Below are 19,498 nucleotides of genomic sequence, written 5' to 3'. Positions count from 1 at the left end.
CCGTGGTTCTGCGCCTGGATAAATCATGAGCACCTGGCCCTTGAATAGATCAACGCATATCCATACGCCAAGCGTGCAGGTCAAGGATCCTCGGGCTTTGGTTGTCAGGCATATTGCCTATCTGTGTGCAACGACGCATGGAGAAATCAAGCCCCTGATCACCTGCCAGACTCACAACCCTGCCGGGCGCCTGCTAGAAAAACGGGATCCGCGCTTATCTGCACCCAACCTCACTACTCACTACTCGCTCAACGGCACCGTGTTGAAAATCGACAGCGTCGATGCCGGCTGGCGTTTGGTACTGCCGGGACTGGCCGGTGAGCCTCGGCAACGTTGGGACGAGCGCGGCCATGTCTGGCGATCGACCTTTGACGACCAGCTGCGTGTCGTCAGACTCCAGGTCACCAGAAAGGATGAGGAGGAAGAGGAAGAGGTCGAAACTTTCCTCTACGCCGGTGGCGCCGACACCACCAACCACAACCTGCGCGGACGGTTGATCAAGCAAACCGATGCGTCTGGTGTTCTGGCGATATCCAGCTATTCCCTCGCCGGCCAGCCGATGCAGGAAACCCGAACTTTCCAGGACACACAGGCTTTCACCAGCCATCAGGTGTTCAGCCCGCTGGGCACGGTGCTGGAGCAAACCGATGCCGGCGGCCATCGCAGAGCATCGCGCTATGGTCTTGCCGGGCAACTCAGGCAAATGGAGCTGCAAGTCGAGACGAAAGTCACGCAGGTCTTGCTGGATGCGCAGTACAACGCCAACAATCAGATCATCTCGCAACTGGCCGGTAACGGTGTCCTGAGTCAGTGGACGTATGACCCGGCCGATGGACGCCTGCATACGCGCACCAGTCAGAAAACCGCTCACCCCAGATTGCAGGATCTGCAATATTTCTACGATCGCGTCGGCAATATCATCCGCATCGAAGACCACGCCTTCGAGCCAACCTGGTTCGCCAATCAACGGGTCGACGGCCACCGTGAATTCAGCTACGACTCCCTGTATCGCCTGATCCGCGCGACCGGTCATGACGACGCCCTGCCCCCGGACATTCCCGGTCTGCCGCGACCGCCCGACGAGCGAAACCGCCTCAACTACACCCAGACGTATAGCTACGACGATGGCGGCAATCTGACCGAGTTGCGTCATCAGCGCGACGGCAACAGTTGCACCCGCACGATGCGCATCGACGACAAAAGCAATCGCGGGGTGCGTTGGCAAACAGGTGACGAGCCGCCGGACTTCGACATCTGGTTCGACCCGCACGGCAATCAACGCAAGCTGCACCACGGTCCGTCATTGCACTGGAACAGCCGTGACGAGCTGGAGCGCGTGGATCTGGTTATCCGTCAGGACAGCGATAACGATGCCGAGTATTACCAGTACAGCGCGGGCCAGCGGGTCCTCAAATGTCATGAATGGTTTACCGACAAGGTCCGCCACTTCCACCAGGTGCGTTACCTGCCAGGGCTGGAAATTCGCAGCAAGGACAACGGCGAAGTGCTGCACATCATCAGCCTCGGTAACGCGCGCTGTCTGCATTGGGCGCAACGTTCAGCGCCGATAGACGACCAGATGCGCTACACCCTCGAAGACCACCTAGGCTCTTGCGTGATGGAGCTCAATGAAGACGCTGTGGTCACCAGCGCAGAAGGCTATTACCCGTTCGGCGAAACCGCGTGGATGGCGCCGGATTCGGAAATCGAATACCGCTTTATCCGTTATTCCGGCAAGGAAATGGATGTCAGCGGTTTGTACTACTACGGCGCCCGTTATTACGCGCCGTGGTTGCAGCGCTGGGTCAGTGCGGATCCGGCGGGGGATGTGGACGGTTTGAATCTGTATGGTTTTGTCGGTAACAACCCGATCGTCCATGTCGACCAGACCGGTGCCTTCAAAGTGGTGTTTGACCTGATCAGAAAAGCGGTGGGTATCTTTGATCAAGCGCAAACTGCGGCGGAGCAATTGCACAACCTGACTACCGAGTTCGATGGCCTGATTCCTGAAGGTCAGAACATCGAGGAGGTGCGCAAAAGCATGACGTTCGGCAAATTCATCACCTCCCGGGCCGGCATCAAATCGGTCTTTTACGGTATCGGCAAAGGCATCGCCATCGGCAGTGTCATCGGCACCGTGGTACCCGGAATCGGCAACGCCATCGGTTCCGGCGCAGGGGCAATCGCGGGGGCGATTGTGTTCCCGGTATTGCGTTACCACTTTTTCAAGAAGGGTTTGAAAGCAGCGCAGACACTGCACACCCAAGAGCTCAAGGACGGGCTGAAAACGCTGGGCGACGGCGCTGCAAAAGCCGTAGACGGCGCGAGGGCTCTTCTCGATGGAGGTGCTGCGCTTATCGACAGCATCAAGACTTTCACGGATAACCTCAACAGCTACTCCGAGCACATCCAGAAGATGTTCTACGCCCAACTGGACGCACTGGATGCAGAAAAACAGCGTCAGGTCATGAAGCTGTCCAGGAATGGTGTAGACCCGTTCGAAGCCATCGACAAGGTCATGCAAACCGCCCAGGCGACTATCGAAGCGCCAAGCGAGGCGCAAGGCGTGACTGAACGACTGCAGCAACTGGAGCGCTCGCTCGCTGCCGAACCTAAGGCAAGACCGGTGCCGAAGCCGAGGTTGAATCTTGTGCATCGACGTCAGGTACAGGAGACAGCTGTCTAGCAGACACGGCCGGCGCGAACAGCGCGCCCGGCCACCTCGGCCCATGCTATCGTGCCCGCCCGTCCTGCCGACCTTTCATCCAGCATGCTGCCGACTTCCCGTACCCTGCGTCTGTCGTTGTATTCCCTGCTGATCATCGCCGGCACGGTCATTGCCGCGACGCTCGCGATGCGCCACGCGGAACGTCAGGCGCTGGAAGAAGACGCCGCCCGCGCCAATCAGCAACTGGGGTTGTACGCCAACTCCTTGCACACCCTGATCGACCGCTATCGCGCCCTGCCCGCCGTACTGGCGCTGGATCCGCAATTGCGTTCGGCCCTCGCCGGCCCGGTCGATGCAGCGCAGCAAGCGGCATTGAATGTGAAGCTGGAAAAGATCAACGGCGCCGCGCAATCCTCGACCCTTGAACTGCTCGATCGCACCGGCCTGGCCGTGGCCGCCAGCAACTGGCGCTTGCCCAGCAGTTACGTTGGCCACAATTACGGCTTCCGCCCCTATTTCAGCCAGACCCGCACCCAAGGCACCGGGCGTTTTTACGCGGTAGGCGTGACCAGCGGCATTCCCGGGTATTTCCTTTCCAGCGCCGTACTTGGCGACAACGACGAGTTTCTCGGCGCGATGGTGGTCAAGCTGGAGTTTCCCGAACTGGAGCGCGAATGGAGCCAGGGCAGCGACACGCTGCTGGTCAGCGATGCACGCGGGATCATCTTTATCGCCAATCAGCCGGGCTGGCGTTATCGCGCCTTGCGGCCGTTGAGCGCTGATGATCTGGCCGAGATCAAAACCACCCGCCAGTACGACAAGCAATCGCTGATTCCGCTGACCCATTTGCCGCTACGGCGCTTCGATGACAACAGCGATCTGCGCCGGGTCGAAGGTCCGCAGGGCACGGCGGATTATCTGTGGGAATCGCTGCCGCTGACGACCGAGGGCTGGACCCTGCATCTGCTGCGTCGTCCGCAAGTGGCCTTCGAGGATTTGCGCAACGCCGCGCTGGCCGCCGCTGGCGTGTGGCTGGCGCTGGTGTTCCTATTGTTGTTCCTCAATCAGCGCTGGCGGCTGGCCAAGGTCCGTCAGCGCAATCGTGAAGAACTCGAGCGCTTGGTCGAGGAGCGCACCCGCGACTTGCGTACCGCGCAGGAAGGTCTGGTGCAGTCGGCCAAACTCGCCGCGCTGGGGCAGATGTCTGCGGCGCTGGCTCACGAAATCAATCAACCGCTGACCGCCCAGCGCATGCAACTGGCAACCCTGCGCCTGCTGCTCGAACATGGCCGCGTCGATGACGCCTACAAGGCGCTGAAACCGGTGGACGACATGCTCACGCGCATGGCCGCCCTCACCGGCCACCTCAAGACCTTCGCCCGCAAAAGCCCGAGCGGCTTGCGCGAACGTCTGGATCTGGCGACGGTGGTCGATCAATCGCTGCAACTGCTCGATGCGCGACTGCGTGACGAACAGGTCAGTCTGGTCCTGCATCTGACCCGCCCGGCGTGGGTACGCGGTGATGCGATTCGTCTGGAACAGGTGTTGATCAATTTGCTGCGCAACGCGCTGGATGCGATGCAGGGTAAAGCCTGCAAGCGTCTGGAAATCCGCCTGGAAGCCGATGAACAATTGTGGCGGCTGAGCGTCAGCGACAACGGCGGCGGCATTGCCGAGGAACATCTCGGCCAGGTGTTCGATCCGTTCTTTACCACCAAACCGGTGGGTGACGGTCTGGGCCTGGGGCTGGCAGTATCCTTCGCCATCGTGCATGAATCCGGCGGGCGCCTGAGCGCCGAGAACGGCGACACTGGCGCGGTGTTCAGCCTGACCCTGCCAATCGATCTGGAGGCACACATCTGATGCTCGACTCGGTGATGGTGGTCGACGATGAAAGCAGCATTCGCAACGCCGTTGAACAGTGGCTGAGCCTGTCGGGGTTTCAGGTGCAATTGTTCAGCCGCGCCGAAGAATGCCTCGCCGCGCTCCCGGAACATTTTCCCGGGGTGATCCTCAGCGACGTGCGCATGCCCGGCATGGACGGTTTGCAATTGCTCGCCGAAGTGCAAAAGCGCGACGCCGATCTGCCGGTGATTCTGCTCACCGGCCATGGCGACGTGCCGATGGCGGTCGAAGCCATGCGCGACGGCGCCTACGACTTTCTGGAAAAACCGTTCAGCCCGGAGACCCTGCTCGGCAGTCTGCGCCGGGCGCTGGACAAACGCCGCCTGGTCCTGGAAAACCGCGCCCTGCACGAACTGGCCGACAATCGCGCGAAGCTCGATGCAACATTGCTCGGCGTGTCCCGTGGCTTGCAGACATTGCGTCGGCAAGTGCTGGATCTGGCGACGTTGCCGGTCAACGTGCTGATTCGTGGCGAAACCGGCAGCGGCAAGGAACTGGTCGCGCGTTGCCTGCATGATTTCGGCCCGCGCGCCGGCAAACCTTTCGTGGCGCTGAACTGCGCGGCGATCCCGGAGCAACTGTTCGAGGCCGAGCTGTTCGGCCATGAGAGCGGCGCGTTTACCGGCGCCTCGGGCAAGCGCATCGGCAAGCTGGAATACGCCGATGGCGGCACGCTGTTTCTCGATGAGATCGAAAGCATGCCGCTGGCCCAGCAGGTGAAATTGTTGCGGGTCTTGCAGGAGCAAAAGCTTGAGCGGCTGGGGTCGAACCAGAGCATTCGCGTTGATTTGCGGATTGTCGCGGCGACCAAACCGGACCTGCTCGACGAAGCTCGCGCCGGGCGTTTTCGTGAGGACCTGGCTTATCGCCTCAACGTCGCCGAACTGCGCCTGCCGCCGCTGCGCGATCGCCGCGAAGACATTCCGTTGCTGTTTGAAACCTTCGCCCACAATGCGGCCCAACGGCTGGGCAGAACATTTCCGCCGCTGACGGGCGCGCAGTTGAGCCATCTGCTCAGCCATGACTGGCCAGGCAATGTGCGCGAACTGGCCAACGTCGCCGAACGTCAGGTATTGGGGCTGGATGAACCGGTCGCCGGAATCGATCCGGGACAATCACTGGCGGCGCAGCAGGAAGCCTTCGAAGCGCAATGTCTGCGCGCGGCGTTGACCCGGCACAAGGGTGATGTGAAAGCCGTGCTCGAAGAACTGCAACTGCCGCGCCGCACGTTCAATGAAAAGATGCAGCGACATGGGTTGAGTCGGGAGATGTTTCTGGCGGAGTGAGGCAGAGATTTGTGGTGTAGCTGAAATCCATCCCCCTCACCCCAGCCCTCTCCCCCAGGGGGGCGAGGGGGGAGGGAGCCGATCTCCATGCTTTCCCGAATCTGTATTCGACTCGATGTTGCAGGTCGATGTAACCCACCAGAACACCTCGGTCAGTCCCCTCTCCCTCTGGGAGAGGGCTAGGGTGAGGGGCTTTTGATCTTCACGCGGTAAGCGGAAATCCGCTCACTCAGCACAATCAGTCGGCACAAATCCGCTCACTCCTCCCCGCCACCCCCTCTAAACCGGCCCTCCTTCCCTTGGCACACCTCCTGCTATAGCCCTGGCAGGCTGCGTTCCGACGCGCTCCACAAAAACAATTAAACGAAGGATCCTTCAATGGATAACTCCAACGCCCTGCCCCTTGGGTCGGCTGCCGTGCCGGCCAAACCGAGAACCACCGCCAGCCGGATCAAATCGATCTTCAGCGGCTCTGTCGGCAACATGGTCGAGTGGTACGACTGGTATGTGTATGCCGCTTTCTCCCTGTACTTCGCGAAAACCTTTTTCCCCGCCGGTTCCACCACCGCGCAACTGATGAACACCGCTGCGATCTTCGCCGTGGGCTTCTTGATGCGTCCGATCGGTGGCTGGCTGATGGGCATGTACGCCGACAAGGTCGGGCGCAAGAAAGCGCTGATGGCCTCGGTGTACCTGATGTGCTTCGGCTCGCTGCTGATCGCCCTGAGCCCGAATTATGAAACCATCGGCATCGGCGCGCCGATCCTGCTGGTGTTCGCCCGCCTGCTGCAAGGCCTGTCGGTCGGCGGCGAGTACGGCACCTCGGCGACTTATCTGTCCGAGATGGCGACCAAGGAACGTCGCGGCTTCTTCTCCAGCTTCCAGTACGTGACCCTGATCTCCGGGCAGCTCATCGCCCTCGGCGTCTTGATCGTGCTGCAAAACATGCTGACCACTGAACAGCTCTACGCGTGGGGCTGGCGTATCCCGTTCGCCATCGGTGCGCTGTGTGCGGTCGTGGCGCTGTACCTGCGTCGCGGCATGGAAGAAACCGAGTCGTTCACCAAAAAAGAGAAATCCAAGGAAAGCGCAATGCGCACCTTGATGCGCCACCCGAAAGAGCTGTTGACCGTGGTCGGCCTGACCATGGGCGGCACCCTGGCGTTCTACACCTACACCACCTACATGCAGAAATACCTGGTGAACACGGTCGGCATGAGCATCTCCGACTCGACCACCATTTCCGCCGCCACGCTGTTCCTGTTCATGTGCCTGCAACCGATCATCGGTGGCCTGTCGGACAAGATCGGTCGTCGCCCGATCCTGATCGCCTTCGGCGTGCTCGGTACGATCTTCACCGTGCCGATCCTGATGACCCTGCACACCATCCAGACCTGGTGGGGCGCGTTCTTCCTGATCATGGCGGCGTTGATCATCGTCAGCGGCTACACCTCGATCAACGCGGTGGTCAAAGCCGAATTGTTCCCGACCGAAATCCGCGCCCTGGGCGTCGGCCTGCCGTACGCACTGACCGTGTCGATCTTCGGCGGCACTGCCGAATACATCGCGCTGTGGTTCAAGAGCATCGGCATGGAAACCGGTTACTACTGGTACGTCACCGCGTGCATTGCCGTGTCGCTGCTGGTGTACATCACCATGAAAGATACCCAGAAGCACTCGCGGATCGTCACTGACTGATCGCACCGCATCGCTGGCAGGCCACAAAATCTGTGTCCTGCCACGAACCCTACTGGGTCTCGCGTCTGGCTGGAAATATGCGCTGGGTCCTTGCACTATGGCTGCATCCGAATGCAGCTCAGGAATCCGCTCCCCATGCCCGATGACATCCACTTCTACGAACCCGCCAACGGCCACGGCCTGTCTCACGATCCGTTCAACGCCATCGTCGGCCCGCGCCCCATCGGCTGGATTTCCTCGCAGGATGCCGAAGGCCGACTCAATCTCGCGCCGTACAGTTTCTTCAACGCCTTCAACTACGTGCCGCCGATCATTGGTTTTTCCAGTGTCGGGCGCAAAGACAGTCTGAACAACATCGAGCAGACCGGTGAGTTCGTCTGGAACCTCGCCACCCGCCCGTTGGCCGAGCAGATGAACCAGAGCTGCGCGATGGTCGCGCCTGAGGTCAACGAGTTTGAACTGGCGGGGCTGACGACCGTGGCGTCAAAGGTGATTTCGGTCCCCCGGGTCGCCGAGAGTCCAGTGTCCTTCGAGTGCAAGGTCACGCAGATCATCCAGCTGCAACGCGCCGATGGCGAAACCGTGCCGAGCTGGCTGATCCTCGGTGAAGTAGTCGCGGTGCACATCGCCAAATGGCTGCTGAAGGACGGCATCTATGACACCGCCGCCGCACAACCGATTCTGCGCGGCGGCGGGCCGGCGGATTATTTCCAGCTGGGGCCTGAGGCTCTGTTCAAGATGTGGCGCCCGGGGGCGCAGAAGTAATTACCAGATCAGCTCGGCGTCGTCAGTGACGCCCTTGAGTTTGTCCAGTTCGTTGATGGCCGCATCATCGGCAGCAATGGCGCCAGGAAACACCTGCTCATTGAGCAATTTGTGAAAGCGTGGGGCGCCGCCATCGACCAGGGCTTTGACCGCGATCGCCGCGTAATAACCCTTGTTGCCGCCCAGCTCGACGGGGACGACTGCGGAGACTGCTTCGAAGCGTTCAAACTCTTTACGTGCCATGTCGCGGATCCTGGCTCAATCAAATAAGCCGGACATTAAACCCTCAACCGGCGAGTTTGTGTATCGGCGCCGCGCATTGACCGAGGGCCTGCGCGGCGGAAACGTCCCTGAAGGTGTGGAAGTCGAGGCTGTTGACCACCAGGTCCTGGACCAGCTCGGCGAAGACTTCCATCGACGGACTGTTGAAATACGCCGTCATCATTTGCTGACTGCTCCAGTAGCCGCTGACCAGCCACAGGTCGGCGTCGCACTGCGATTGTTGCAGGGAAAAACTCAGGCAACCGGGCGCCGCGCGCGACACTTCGATCAATGCGCTCAGGCGCACACCGAGTTCCGCCGAACGCCCGGGCTGGGCACGAACGAAGGCCATATGACTGACAGGCATTTGCTTGGACATGATCAACCCTCCATGAAATCGCGTGGCAGCCGGGGGACGGGCTGCGACTGAAGCAAAGATTAAGGGCCGGGCCGGCTGCGCCGTTAGTCGATTCCTGCCTTCGCGTTGCACAATCCTGCGAGACTGCGCAGACGACCTGTAACAACCTGTAAACCCGCGCAACACGTCTGTCATACGCGTTTTGTGTAGGAGCTGCCGAAGGCTGCGATCTTGTGCTTTTGCTTCGAAGATCAACGGATCGCAGCCTTCGGCAGCTCCTACAGAATCGTATGGCGGGAGACCTGTGCGCACCTGCGGGCAGAATCAGGCAAGCATTTGGCAGAATGTGTCTACCGCCGCCGCTTGCACAAACATATGCTCTGCTGCATTCCCCCCTCACTTGCCGAGGATGCCGTGCATGACGTCATTCGATCGTTTTCAAGCCGAACCCAGCGCCGACATGGAAAAGCAGCGCGCGGAGCTGGCGGCGATCATCCGCCGCAACACCAGCGACGATGGCAGCTACCAGACCGCGATCGGTTCGCTGGTGATGTCGCGCCACACCCAGTCCCATGACTTTGCCCCGGTGCTCGCGCAGCCGGCGCTGTGCATCATGGCGCAGGGGCGCAAAGAGGTGCGCCTGGCCGACGAGTTCTTCAACTACGACCCGCTGAATTATCTGGTGGTGTCGGTCTCGATGCCGCTCAGCGGGCGCGTGGTCAATGTCTCGCCGGAAGAACCGATCCTCGCCGTGCGCCTCGACATTGATCCGACCGAAATCACCGCGCTGATCGCCGACGCCGGCCCGATGGGCGTACCGACGCGGCCGACCGGACGCGGTCTGTACGTGGAAAAAATCGACAGCGCCATGCTCGACGCAGTGCTGCGGCTGGCGCGGCTGCTCGACGCGCCGAAAGACATCGCCATGCTCGCGCCACTGATTCGCCGGGAGATTCTCTATCGCCTGCTGCGTAGTCCGCAGGGTCATCGTTTGTATGAGATTGCGATTGCCAATAGCCAGAGCCATCGCATCAGCCAGGCCATCAAATGGCTCAACGGCAATTTCGAGCAACCGCTGCGCATCGATGATCTGGCGCGGGAAGTAAACCTCAGCGTGTCGACTCTGCATCATCGTTTCAAGGCGATGACTGCGATGAGTCCGTTGCAGTATCAAAAACAGTTGCGCCTGCAAGAGGCGCGTCGGCTGATGTTGACCGAAGGGCTGGAAGCGTCGGCGGCGGGGTATCGGGTGGGCTATGAAAGTCCGTCGCAGTTCAGCCGCGAGTACAGCCGACTGTTTGGTGCGCCGCCGTTGCGGGATCTGGCGCGGTTGCGGCTTTCGGTGTGACTCCATAGAAGCCCCTCACCCTAGCCCTCTCCCAGAGGGAGAGGGAACCGATTGGGGGATATTGGAGAGGTTCAGCGACTTGCGATATCGGTGCTGAATCCGGAATCAGCCAAGCCAGGCCAACCCGGCGTTGGGTTGATGACCTTCAAATCCATAATCGACTCGGTTTTTCAGGTCGACGGAGAACGCAAGACACCTCGGTCAGCTCCCTCTCCCCAGAGGGAGAGGGAACCGATTGTGGGATATTGGAGAGGTTCAGCGACTTGCGATATCGGTGCTGAATCCGGAATCAGCCAAGCCAGGCCAACCCGGCGTTGGGTTGATGACCTTCAAATCCATAATCGACTCGGTTTTTCAGGTCGACGGAGAACGCAAGACACCTCGGTCAGCTCCCTCTCCCCCCGGGAGAGGGCTGGGGTGAGGGCAGGCTTCTACACCGCGCGCACGACGTGCTTGATCTCCAAAAACGCCGCCAACCCCCAAGGCCCCAGTTCGCGGCCGACGCTGCTCTGCTTGTACCCACCCCATGCCGCCTGCGGGAAGATCACCTGCGGTGCATTGATCCACACCAGCCCTGCCTGCAAGGCATTGGCCACACGATCCGCCGCTGTGGCATCGCGTGTCACTACGCTCGCGACCAGGCCGAACTGCGTGTCGTTGGCCAGCGCAATCGCCTCGTTCTCACTGGCGAAACCGCGCACACACACCACCGGGCCGAAAATCTCTTCACGCCATAACGCGCTGTCCAGCGGCACGTCGGTGAACACCGTCGGTTGCAGGAAATAACCGCGCGGCAAATGCGCCGGACGATTACCGCCGCACACCAACCTCGCCCCGGCGCTCAAACCGCGATCAATATGCCCAAGCACCCGCTGGTACTGCGCCTGATTGACCAGCGCGCCCATCTCCACGTCCGGATCGAACGGATCGGCCACTCGAATCGCCTCTGCGCGCTTTTGCAGACGCTGAAGAAACTCATCCATCAATTCCTCGGCAACCAGCACCCGACTGGTGGCCGAGCACATCTGCCCGGCGTTGAAGAACGCCCCGCCACAAGCCAGTTCCACCGCCAGCTGCAGATCAGCATCCGCCAGCACCAGCAACGACGATTTGCCACCCAGCTCCAGGCTCACACCCTTCACGGTTTCAGCAGCGCGTTGCATCACCTGCACACCAACCGCGTTGCTGCCGGTAAAGGAGATCTTGGCGATGCGAGGATCCGCCGACAACGGCGCGCCTACCGCCAGACCAGTGCCGCAGACCAGATTGAACACGCCGTCGGGCAAACCGGATGCAGCGATGATCGCGGCCAGTTCCAGCTCCGGCAACGGCGTCACTTCAGAAGGTTTCAGCACCACGCAGCAACCGGCGGCGAGCGCCGGGGCGAGCTTCCAAGCGGTGGTGACCATGGGGAAATTCCACGGCACGATCAGCCCGACCACTCCGCACGGCTCGCGCCGCAGGCGCGCACTGAAATCATCGCTGGGCAACGGCACGTTGCTGTCCTGCCCGGCGTCGAGGCCTTCGGCGAGTTCGGCGTAATAGTCGAACGTGGCGATCACGTCATCGACATCGATGGCCGCTTCGTACTGCGGTTTACCGTTATTACTCGACTGCAGATTCATCAAGTGATCGCGACCGTTGCGCACGCCGTTGGCAATGTTGCGCAGGATCGCAGCGCGTTCGGCGCCGGTGGTTGTCGACCAGTGTTTGAACGCCTCGGTCGCCGCGCTGATCGCCTGGTCGACGGCCTGTTCGTCGCCGCCATTGACGGTGGTCAGCAGCGCTTCGGTAGCGGGGTTGATCACCCGCAGATGTTCGCGGCCCGACGACCATTGGCCATTGATGTAGAGCCCGTCGAGTGTGGTTGGAAAGCTGATCATTGGGCCACCGCCTGCATCCACTGGTTCTGGTCGATTTCAATCAGCGTCGGGCCTTGCCGGTCCGTCGCTTTACGCAGCGCTGCGCGCAATTCGTCGATATTGCTGATGGCTTGCGCGGCGCAACCGAGGCCCTTGGCCACGGCGACGAAGTCCGGGGTGTAGATGTCCACGCCAACCGGTTCGATGGCGCGGTTGACCATGTACTTTTTGATCTCCTCGTAACCCTGGTTATTCCACAGCAGCACGATCACCGGCACCCGTGCTTCAACGGCGCTGGCCAGTTCCGGCAGGGTGAATTGCAAGCCGCCGTCACCGATCAGGCACACCACCGGCGGGCGCGCGCCGTTATCGAGTTGTCCACCGAGCCACGCACCGATCGCCGCCGGCAACGCATAGCCGAGGGTGCCGTAACCGGTGGATGCGTTGAACCAGCGACGTGGACGCTCGGGGTTGAAAGTGAGGTTGCCGGTGTACACCGGTTGCGTGGAGTCGCCGACGAACACCGCGTCAGGCAGCTCGTGCAGCACGGTTTCGAGGAAACGCGTCTGCGCCAGCGTCGGCGCATCCCAGCTCGCCGCCAATTCATCACGCAGACGCGCGGCGCGAACCTGGCCCCAATCATTGCGGCGCTCGGCCAGAGGTTGGTGCGACAAGGCGCTGAGCAATGCTTGCGCGGCATTGCGCGAATCAGCGACCAGTGCGACGTGCGGCGGGTAGTTGCGCACGGTCTGATCGGCATCGATGTCGATGCGCAGCAGCTTGCCGGGAATCTCGAAGCCGCCGGCGAAAGTGACGTCGTAATCGGTCTCGGCCAGCTCCGTGCCGATCGCCAGCACCACGTCGGCTTCAGCGACCAGTGCGCGAGTGGCGACCAGGCTTTGCGTCGAACCGATCAACAACGGATGGCTGGTCGGCAGCATGCCTTTGGCGTTGATGGTCAGCGCCACTGGAGCGTCGAGCAGTTCGGCGAGTCGGGTCAGCTCCGGCGCCGCGTCGATAGCACCGCCGCCAGCAAGAATCAGTGGACGTTGCGCGCTGGCCAGCATTTCGCTCATGCGGCTCACGGCAGCCGGTGCGGCGCCGGCGCGATCGATATTCACCGGCAGGCTGGCGAGCAATTCATCGGCCTTTTCCACCAGCACGTCCAACGGAATTTCGATATGCACCGGTCGTGGTCGTCCGGCCTGGAACAGCGCGAAAGCGCGAGCAAGCACCACCGGCAGTTCGGCAGCGGACATCAGCGTGTGCGAGAACGCTGCGACGCCGCCGACCAGTGCGCTCTGGTTCGGCAGCTCATGCAACTTGCCGCGCCCACCGCCCAACTGACTGCGCGACTGCACGCTGGAGATCACCAGCATCGGAATCGAATCGGCGTAAGCCTGGCCCATGGCCGTGGTGATATTGGTCATGCCCGGGCCGGTGATGATGAAGCACACACCGGGTTTGCCGCTGGTACGCGCGTAGCCGTCAGCCATGAACCCGGCGCCCTGTTCATGACGAGGCGTGACGTGGTTGATGCTTGAGCGGGCGAGGCCTCGGTACAGCTCAACGGTATGCACACCGGGAATGCCAAACACCTGCTCGACCCCGTAATTTTCCAACAGCCTGACCAATACTTCGCCGCACGTTGCCATGTTGATTGCCCTTTCATTCACTGAACACTCCCTGTGGGAGCGAGCCTGCTCGCGAATAAGCGGTCCAGCCAACATCCGTGTCGAACCTTGAACCGTCTTCGCGAGCAGGCTCGCTCCCACAGGGTCCGTGGAGTGCCCATTGGAACGGTGCGCAACTGGCAGCAACAATCGATTAAAAGTCATACTAGCCATGTCGCCACGTCATACCTCGGATCGCCATGAAACGCCTGCCACCCCTGCCCGCTCTGCATACGTTCTGGATCACCGCGCAATGCTGCAATTTCACTCGCGCCGCCGAGCAGTTGCACATCACTCAGGGCGCGGTGAGCCGGCAGATCGCCGGGCTGGAAGAACAGCTCGGTTATCCGCTGTTCATCCGTCTGGCCCGAGGTCTGGCGCTGACGGCCGAAGGCCGCGAATGGCTGCCGCGAGTGGAAAAGGTCTTCGGGCTGATCAGTGAAGCGACCGAGCAGATCGGTCAGACGCGGCAAACCTTGCAACTCAAGGCGCCGAGCTGCGTGATGCGCTGGCTGCTGCCGCGTCTGCTGCAATGGCAGAAGGAACGCCCGGACGTGCCGGTGAAACTGACGGCGTCACTGCAACACGGTGTGGATTTCCAGCGCGAGCAATTCGACGCCGCGGTGATCTACGGTCCGCCGCCGGACAATTCGCCAGGCGCACTGCATCTGTTCGACGAGCAACTGACACCGGTCTGCTCGCCGCAACTGCTCAAAGGCTCGCCGGCGCTGAATTCACCGCAGGATTTGCAAGAGCATCTGTTATTGCACCCGACCCACGACATTCAGGACTGGTCGGTGTGGCTCGACGCGGCGGGATTGCGACTGGGCAACCTTGGCAGCGGGCAGCATTTCGAAACGCTGGATCAGGCGATGTCGATGGCCTCGCACGGCACGGGGGTGGCGATCGGGGACTGGTCGCTGATTGGTGATGATCTGGACGCAAGACGGCTGGTGATGCCGTTTGCGTTGAAGGTGAAGACGGGGTTGGCGTATTACGTGGTGGTGCCTGCTGGAGCCGAACCCTCGCCGCAACTTGAGGAACTGATGCTCTGGCTGGTTGAGCAGGCTCATTTGCGCTGAAGCCTCTCCCCTCACCCTAGCCCTCTCCCCAGGGAGAGGGAACTGATTGGGGATACTCAAGAAATTCATCGACCTGACACAGCCACGCCGAATCCATAATCGACACGGTCGTTCAGGTCAATGCGTGACCCAAGACAACTCGGTCGGCTCCCTCTCCCCAGGGAGAAGGAACTGATTGGGGATACTCAAGAAATTCATCGACCTGACACAGCCACGCCGAATCCATAATCGACACGGTCGTTCAGGTCAATGTGTGACGCAAGACAACTCGGTCGGCTCCCTCTCCCCAGGGAGAGGGAACTGATTGGGGATACTCAAGAAATTCATCGACCTGACACAGCCACGCCGAATCCATAATCGACACGGTCGTTCAGGTCAATGTGTGACCCAAGACAACTCGGTCGGCTCCCTCTCCCCCGGGAGAGGGCTGGGGTGAGGGGAAAAGGCTTGACTCAATACCCGACGGTATAACGCTGGCGCGAATGCTTCGGCGTTTCCACTTCGTCAATCAGCGCAATCGCGTAATCGGCAAAGGTGATCCAGCTGCGTCCTTCGGCACTGACCAACAGATGATCCTTGCCGACGCGGAATGTGCCACTGCGCTCACCCTCGACGAACTCCGCCGACGGCGACAAAAAGGTCCAGTCCAGTTCCTGCTCGTGACGCAACGCATCAAGAAACTCAGCACCTGCGCTCGCCTCGGCTTTGTATTCGGCCGGGAAACCGGCACTGTCGATCACCCGCGTGTCATCCGGCAGCAACAGCGAACCGGCGCCGCCGACCACCAGCAAGCGCTTCACGCCCGTCTGCTTCACCGGTCCGACAATCGCCGAGGCCGGGACGGAGGCGAAATGCGCTGCGCTGATCACTGCGTCGTGACCGGCCACCGCCGCTTGCAACGCTGCCGAATCCAGTACGTCGAGGCTCTTGCTGACGACACCGGCACGGCTGCCGATCTTCGAGGTATCGCGGGCAATGGCGGTGACGCTGTGGCCGCGACGCAGGGCTTCTTCCAGCAATTGGCTACCGGCACGGCCGGTGGCGCCAATGATTGCGATCTTGCTCATGACATTCTCCAGTTGGCTTGAAAATGCTGCGTGTTCAGGTTCGGCTTACCACTGCATCTCGCCCTTGGCGACTTTCGCGCTGAGCTCCAGCGAGCTTTCCTCGCCCAGCTGCGGGTAGCGTTTTTTCATCGCCGCGATCAGTGCAGCGGAGTCTTTGGCCTTGGCGGTTTCGGCATCGAAGGCCTTGATGTAATCGGCGGTGAATTTCACGCTGGCCAGCGAGCGGCTGCTGTCACCCAGGTAATGACCGGGCACCACGGTTTGCGGTTTCAGGCTTTCGATGGTGTGCAGGGTGTGCAGCCAATCGGCGTGGGATTGCGCGGTCTGGGTGTCGGCCATCCACACATGAATGTTCTCGGCGACCACTACGCCACCGACCACTGCTTTGAGCGACGGGATCCATACGAAGCTGCGATCCGGTTGCTTGCCGTCGAGGCCGATCACCTGCAATTGCTTGCCTTCGAGGGTCAGGCTGTCGCCCTTGAGCACGTCCGGGACGATGGTTTTCGCCGGCACGTCGGCGCCCATTTTCGGCCCCCAGTAGGCCAGTTTGCCGTCGACGGTGTGCTTGATGTGATCGACAGTCGGCTGCGAAGCCAGCACTTTCGCCTGCGGGAATGCCTTGGTCAGGGTGTCGAGGCCAAAGTAGTAATCCGGGTCGCCATGGCTGATGTAGATGGTGGTCAATTGCTTGCCGCTGGCGCGGATCTTTTCCACGACCTGCTCAGCCTGGGATTTGCCGAATTGCGCGTCGACCAGAATCGCTTCTTTCTCACCGCTGACCAGCACCGAGCTGACCGGGAAAATCGCCTGGGTGCCCGGGTTGTAGACATCAAGGCTCAGCTCGGCAGCGGATGCATGGGCGGCAAAGCCGAAAAATGCTGCGGCGAGCAGAACGCGTTTGAAGGGGGTGAAGCCGATCATGTGTTGCTCCGGATTGCTAATGCCAGTCTGGCGATGCAACAGAGCTTAGTTGCCAGACTCAGTACAAAAAATGCGATGCTTGAACATAGTTTGTTTCTTAAAGCGGGCAAATCATGGATCGGCTTCAAGCAATGCGGGTATTCGTCACGGTCGTGGACCTGGGCAGCCAGTCGGCGGCGGCCGACCACCTCGATCTGTCGCGGCCGGTAGTGTCGCGCTATCTGGCGGAGCTGGAAGACTGGGTCGGCGCGCGGCTTATGCACCGCACCACGCGCAAATTGAGCCTGACCGCCGCCGGCAGTGAAATCCTCCCGCGCTGCCGGCAGATGATCGACCTGTCGCACGACATGCAAGCCGCCGTCAGCGAACCCCATGACGCGCCGCGCGGATTGCTGCGGATCAGCGTCAGCACCTCGTTTGGCCAGGCGCAACTGGCCGATGCGATGGCGGCATACGTCAAGCTTTACCCAGGCGTGAGCATCGATCTGCAGATGCTCGACCGTACGGTGAATCTGGTCGATGAGCGCATCGATCTGGCGATTCGCACCAGCAATGATCTTGATCCGAATCTGATCGCCCGGCGCCTGACCGTGTGCCGTTCGGTGGTCTGCGTAGCACCGGCGTATCTGCTTGAGCATCCGGCGCCGCTGCGGGTGGAGGAACTGAGCCGACACAACTGCCTGACCCATTCCTATTTCGGCAAGAGCCTGTGGCATTTCGAGGAGGATGGCGAACCGGTTTCGGTGCCGGTGCAGGGCAATATCAGCGCCAACGAGGCCAGCACCCTCCTGCGCGCAACCCTGGCCGGCGCGGGCGTGGCGATGCTGCCGACCTACCAGGCTGGCGTGCATATTCACAGCGGCGAACTGCTGCGCTTGCTGCCACATGTCGAACCGCGCCAGATGAATATCTACGCGGTGTACGCCTCACGCAAACACATGCCGGCGGCACTGCGCAGCATGCTCGACTTTCTTGTGCAGCGCTTTCCCGAGGCCCCGGCCTGGGATGCTGGCCTGTAAACCCGATCCCTTGTGGGAGCGAGCCTGCTCGCGAAGAGGCCAGTACATTCAACATTGATGTCGCTTGGACCACCGCCTTCGCGAGCAGGCTCGCTCCCACATAGGCATCAATTCGCTGAATGGCCGGCTAAATCCTCAAGCGCACTCGCTGGCAAGTACGCGCCGCTGACCTATGCTCAAAGTAATACCGCAAGGTAGACGTTCAGAGGTCGAACACCATGAACATCAAAACAAAAAGATACGCCGCCATTTTCATCACCTGCGCCGCCACACTGGCGCTGTACGGCACCGCTGCCTGGCGGGTCGAGCAGTTGCGCCAGCTGCCGCGTGAGTATGCGAGCTGCAACTACGAGCGGTGTATTCCGCACAATGCCACGCTGAACGCATTGCGCTGATAGACCTGCGCTGGAATGCAACTGCTGTGGGAGCGAGCCTGCTCGCGAATGCGCTGTGTCAGCCAGCCTAGTTGCTGAATGAAAGACCGTATTCGCGAGCAGGCTCGCTCCCACAGGGCTCATCAGCGCTTTCAGGATTGTTGCTCGGCCTTGAGTCGGTCGCGGAACGCCTTTGGCGAAATTCCCACGCGGCGGCGGAACAGGCGGGTGAAGTTGGTCGGATCGGAAAACCCCAGCAACTCCGACATCTCGTAAATCGTCATGCTGGTGTAGGTCAGCAGGCGCTTGGCTTCCAGCAACTGCCGCTCGTGCATGATCTGCAACGCCGGTTGCCCGGCCAGTTCACGGCAGGTGCCGTTGAGGTGCGACACGGAGATGCCCAGGCGATGGGCGAGGTCTTCGACCTTGACGTGCTGGCGGTAAGTCTCTTCCACCAACTGAATGAAACCGTTGAGGTATTCGCGCTGGCGTTGCGGCCGTTGGCTGGCCTTGTGGCGGACGATCGCCTGGCGGCTGACCCAGACCATGATCACGCTGACCAGCGAATGCATGAGCATTTCCCGCGCCGGTTGATGACCGTTGTACTCGGCCTGCAAGGCTGAAAACAGGCTGTTGAGATAATCGCCATCCTTGCCGGCCGGGTAGTTCTCCGCCCGGGCCAACGCGTGTACCGAATCGCCCAATTGCGCCTGCAAATGATTGATCAGCGGCGTGGCCAAGGTGACGATGAAGCCTTCAACATCCTCGGAAAAACGAAACCCGTGCACCGATAACGGTGGCAGCACCTGTATCGCCGGAGTCTCAAGCTGCGTGCGCTGGCCTTCGATTTCGAGCTCGGCCTGACCTTTGAAAACGAACAGCAGCTGGCACAGATCCGCATGGCGGTGAGGTTTGATTTCCCATTGATGTTCGCGACTGCGCGAGGAAATGGTTTCACAGTGCAGCAAGTCCGGGGTCGGCCAGTCCAGGCTTTCACCGTAGAGCTTGAACACCGGAATAGAAGGCAGGGCAGGCTTGTTCATACTTCAATCCAGGCCTCTGGTTTTTGGGCGATAATCGCACCGATTGGCAGAATGTACAGGTATCGGCTCAGTTTTCACCTTCAATTGACAGACCCGCAAGGGAAAAATGCAAGCACTCGATCCATAAAATCATTCACCGGCTGTTGCTGCGTGAAGCTTGCGAGT

The 19,498-nt window shown here is 60.9% G+C and carries 16 protein-coding genes; 9 read left to right on the top strand and 7 right to left on the bottom strand.

The window, feature by feature from the left end:
- Positions 1–25: 25 nt before the first annotated feature.
- The 5 genes from ACV8MC_RS12775 to ACV8MC_RS12755 all read left to right on the top strand — a co-directional run bounded on the left by ACV8MC_RS12775 (position 26) and on the right by ACV8MC_RS12755 (position 8,322).
- The gene (locus tag ACV8MC_RS12775) at positions 26–2,686 is read left to right on the top strand and encodes an RHS repeat domain-containing protein (RefSeq protein ID WP_457265462.1); all 2,661 of its coding nucleotides are present in this window, start codon (positions 26–28) and stop codon (positions 2,684–2,686) included.
- Between the two features lie 84 nt (positions 2,687–2,770).
- Positions 2,771–4,531: an ATP-binding protein gene (locus ACV8MC_RS12770; RefSeq protein ID WP_256809667.1), complete on the top strand. Its 1,761-nt coding sequence runs from the start codon at positions 2,771–2,773 to the stop codon at positions 4,529–4,531.
- Complete coding sequence (locus ACV8MC_RS12765; protein WP_353188381.1) at positions 4,531–5,859, top strand: sigma-54-dependent transcriptional regulator; 1,329 nt, start codon at positions 4,531–4,533, stop codon at positions 5,857–5,859. The genes ACV8MC_RS12770 and ACV8MC_RS12765 overlap by 1 nt, the downstream gene beginning before the upstream one ends.
- Before the next feature lie 378 nt (positions 5,860–6,237).
- On the top strand, positions 6,238–7,557 hold the full coding sequence (locus ACV8MC_RS12760) for an MFS transporter (protein WP_024014128.1): 1,320 nt from the start codon (positions 6,238–6,240) through the stop codon (positions 7,555–7,557).
- 135 nt (positions 7,558–7,692) lie between these two features.
- Entirely contained in the window at positions 7,693–8,322 is a 630-nt protein-coding gene (locus ACV8MC_RS12755) for a flavin reductase family protein (RefSeq protein WP_252876813.1), read from the top strand.
- Here ACV8MC_RS12755 and ACV8MC_RS12750 read toward each other — a convergent pair whose 3' ends face one another.
- Positions 8,323–8,565, bottom strand: coding sequence for a hypothetical protein (locus ACV8MC_RS12750; RefSeq protein ID WP_041479831.1), 243 nt, complete (start codon positions 8,563–8,565; stop codon positions 8,323–8,325).
- A gap of 43 nt (positions 8,566–8,608) precedes the next feature.
- Positions 8,609–8,962, bottom strand: coding sequence for a putative quinol monooxygenase (locus tag ACV8MC_RS12745; RefSeq protein ID WP_041479832.1), 354 nt, complete (start codon positions 8,960–8,962; stop codon positions 8,609–8,611).
- Positions 8,963–9,359: 397 nt separating this feature from the next.
- Here ACV8MC_RS12745 and ACV8MC_RS12740 point away from each other — a divergent pair, with 397 nt between their 5' ends.
- A complete protein-coding gene (locus ACV8MC_RS12740) occupies positions 9,360–10,289 on the top strand; it encodes an AraC family transcriptional regulator (RefSeq protein ID WP_016773445.1) in 930 nt (309 codons plus the stop codon).
- Positions 10,290–10,720: 431 nt separating this feature from the next.
- Here ACV8MC_RS12740 and ACV8MC_RS12735 read toward each other — a convergent pair whose 3' ends face one another.
- Together ACV8MC_RS12735 and ACV8MC_RS12730 are read right to left on the bottom strand one after the other, a co-directional pair.
- Positions 10,721–12,172, bottom strand: coding sequence for an aldehyde dehydrogenase family protein (locus ACV8MC_RS12735; protein WP_457265458.1), 1,452 nt, complete (start codon positions 12,170–12,172; stop codon positions 10,721–10,723).
- Positions 12,169–13,806, bottom strand: coding sequence for a 5-guanidino-2-oxopentanoate decarboxylase (locus tag ACV8MC_RS12730; protein ID WP_457265456.1), 1,638 nt, complete (start codon positions 13,804–13,806; stop codon positions 12,169–12,171). Before ACV8MC_RS12730 ends, ACV8MC_RS12735 begins: the two co-directional genes overlap by 4 nt.
- A gap of 218 nt (positions 13,807–14,024) precedes the next feature.
- On the opposite strand from ACV8MC_RS12730, the gene ACV8MC_RS12725 reads away from it, so the two are divergent.
- Complete coding sequence (locus ACV8MC_RS12725) at positions 14,025–14,906, top strand: LysR substrate-binding domain-containing protein (protein ID WP_457265455.1); 882 nt, start codon at positions 14,025–14,027, stop codon at positions 14,904–14,906.
- Positions 14,907–15,358: 452 nt separating this feature from the next.
- Here the strand turns inward: ACV8MC_RS12725 and ACV8MC_RS12720 are convergent, their stop codons facing one another.
- Together ACV8MC_RS12720 and ACV8MC_RS12715 are read right to left on the bottom strand one after the other, a co-directional pair.
- Positions 15,359–15,973, bottom strand: a complete 615-nt coding sequence (locus ACV8MC_RS12720; protein ID WP_252868189.1) for an NAD(P)-dependent oxidoreductase — start codon at positions 15,971–15,973, stop codon at positions 15,359–15,361.
- 45 nt (positions 15,974–16,018) lie between these two features.
- Positions 16,019–16,897: an MBL fold metallo-hydrolase gene (locus ACV8MC_RS12715; RefSeq protein WP_056789950.1), complete on the bottom strand. Its 879-nt coding sequence runs from the start codon at positions 16,895–16,897 to the stop codon at positions 16,019–16,021.
- Between the two features lie 113 nt (positions 16,898–17,010).
- On the opposite strand from ACV8MC_RS12715, the gene ACV8MC_RS12710 reads away from it, so the two are divergent.
- Both ACV8MC_RS12710 and ACV8MC_RS12705 read left to right on the top strand, forming a co-directional pair.
- Complete coding sequence (locus tag ACV8MC_RS12710) at positions 17,011–17,916, top strand: LysR family transcriptional regulator (RefSeq protein ID WP_457265453.1); 906 nt, start codon at positions 17,011–17,013, stop codon at positions 17,914–17,916.
- A gap of 218 nt (positions 17,917–18,134) precedes the next feature.
- Positions 18,135–18,311 carry a hypothetical protein gene (locus tag ACV8MC_RS12705; RefSeq protein WP_016773438.1) on the top strand — a complete coding sequence of 59 codons (177 nt, stop codon included), beginning with the start codon at positions 18,135–18,137 and terminating at the stop codon, positions 18,309–18,311.
- Positions 18,312–18,442: 131 nt separating this feature from the next.
- Here ACV8MC_RS12705 and ACV8MC_RS12700 read toward each other — a convergent pair whose 3' ends face one another.
- Complete coding sequence (locus tag ACV8MC_RS12700; protein ID WP_024014136.1) at positions 18,443–19,333, bottom strand: helix-turn-helix domain-containing protein; 891 nt, start codon at positions 19,331–19,333, stop codon at positions 18,443–18,445.
- Between the last annotated feature and the right edge of the window lie 165 nt (positions 19,334–19,498).

It is taken from the genome of Pseudomonas sp. PK-RTE-24, from assembly GCF_054052265.1.
The sequence above is the reverse complement of the archived record's forward strand: the minus strand, read 5'-3'. Positions and strand labels throughout refer to the sequence as shown.

Excerpts from the sequence above, each read along its gene's own strand:
- ACV8MC_RS12775 (WP_457265462.1), top strand. The coding sequence starts at position 26 with ATGAGCACCTGGCCCTTGAATAGATCAACGCATATCCATACGCCAAGC.
- ACV8MC_RS12770 (WP_256809667.1), top strand. The coding sequence starts at position 2,771 with ATGCTGCCGACTTCCCGTACCCTGCGTCTGTCGTTGTATTCCCTGCTG.
- ACV8MC_RS12765 (WP_353188381.1), top strand. The coding sequence starts at position 4,531 with ATGCTCGACTCGGTGATGGTGGTCGACGATGAAAGCAGCATTCGCAAC.
- ACV8MC_RS12760 (WP_024014128.1), top strand. The coding sequence starts at position 6,238 with ATGGATAACTCCAACGCCCTGCCCCTTGGGTCGGCTGCCGTGCCGGCC.
- ACV8MC_RS12755 (WP_252876813.1), top strand. The coding sequence starts at position 7,693 with ATGCCCGATGACATCCACTTCTACGAACCCGCCAACGGCCACGGCCTG.
- ACV8MC_RS12750 (WP_041479831.1), bottom strand. The coding sequence starts at position 8,565 with ATGGCACGTAAAGAGTTTGAACGCTTCGAAGCAGTCTCCGCAGTCGTC.
- ACV8MC_RS12745 (WP_041479832.1), bottom strand. The coding sequence starts at position 8,962 with ATGTCCAAGCAAATGCCTGTCAGTCATATGGCCTTCGTTCGTGCCCAG.
- ACV8MC_RS12740 (WP_016773445.1), top strand. The coding sequence starts at position 9,360 with ATGACGTCATTCGATCGTTTTCAAGCCGAACCCAGCGCCGACATGGAA.
- ACV8MC_RS12735 (WP_457265458.1), bottom strand. The coding sequence starts at position 12,172 with ATGATCAGCTTTCCAACCACACTCGACGGGCTCTACATCAATGGCCAA.
- ACV8MC_RS12730 (WP_457265456.1), bottom strand. The coding sequence starts at position 13,806 with ATGGCAACGTGCGGCGAAGTATTGGTCAGGCTGTTGGAAAATTACGGG.
- ACV8MC_RS12725 (WP_457265455.1), top strand. The coding sequence starts at position 14,025 with ATGAAACGCCTGCCACCCCTGCCCGCTCTGCATACGTTCTGGATCACC.
- ACV8MC_RS12720 (WP_252868189.1), bottom strand. The coding sequence starts at position 15,973 with ATGAGCAAGATCGCAATCATTGGCGCCACCGGCCGTGCCGGTAGCCAA.
- ACV8MC_RS12715 (WP_056789950.1), bottom strand. The coding sequence starts at position 16,897 with ATGATCGGCTTCACCCCCTTCAAACGCGTTCTGCTCGCCGCAGCATTT.
- ACV8MC_RS12710 (WP_457265453.1), top strand. The coding sequence starts at position 17,011 with ATGGATCGGCTTCAAGCAATGCGGGTATTCGTCACGGTCGTGGACCTG.
- ACV8MC_RS12705 (WP_016773438.1), top strand. The coding sequence starts at position 18,135 with ATGAACATCAAAACAAAAAGATACGCCGCCATTTTCATCACCTGCGCC.
- ACV8MC_RS12700 (WP_024014136.1), bottom strand. The coding sequence starts at position 19,333 with ATGAACAAGCCTGCCCTGCCTTCTATTCCGGTGTTCAAGCTCTACGGT.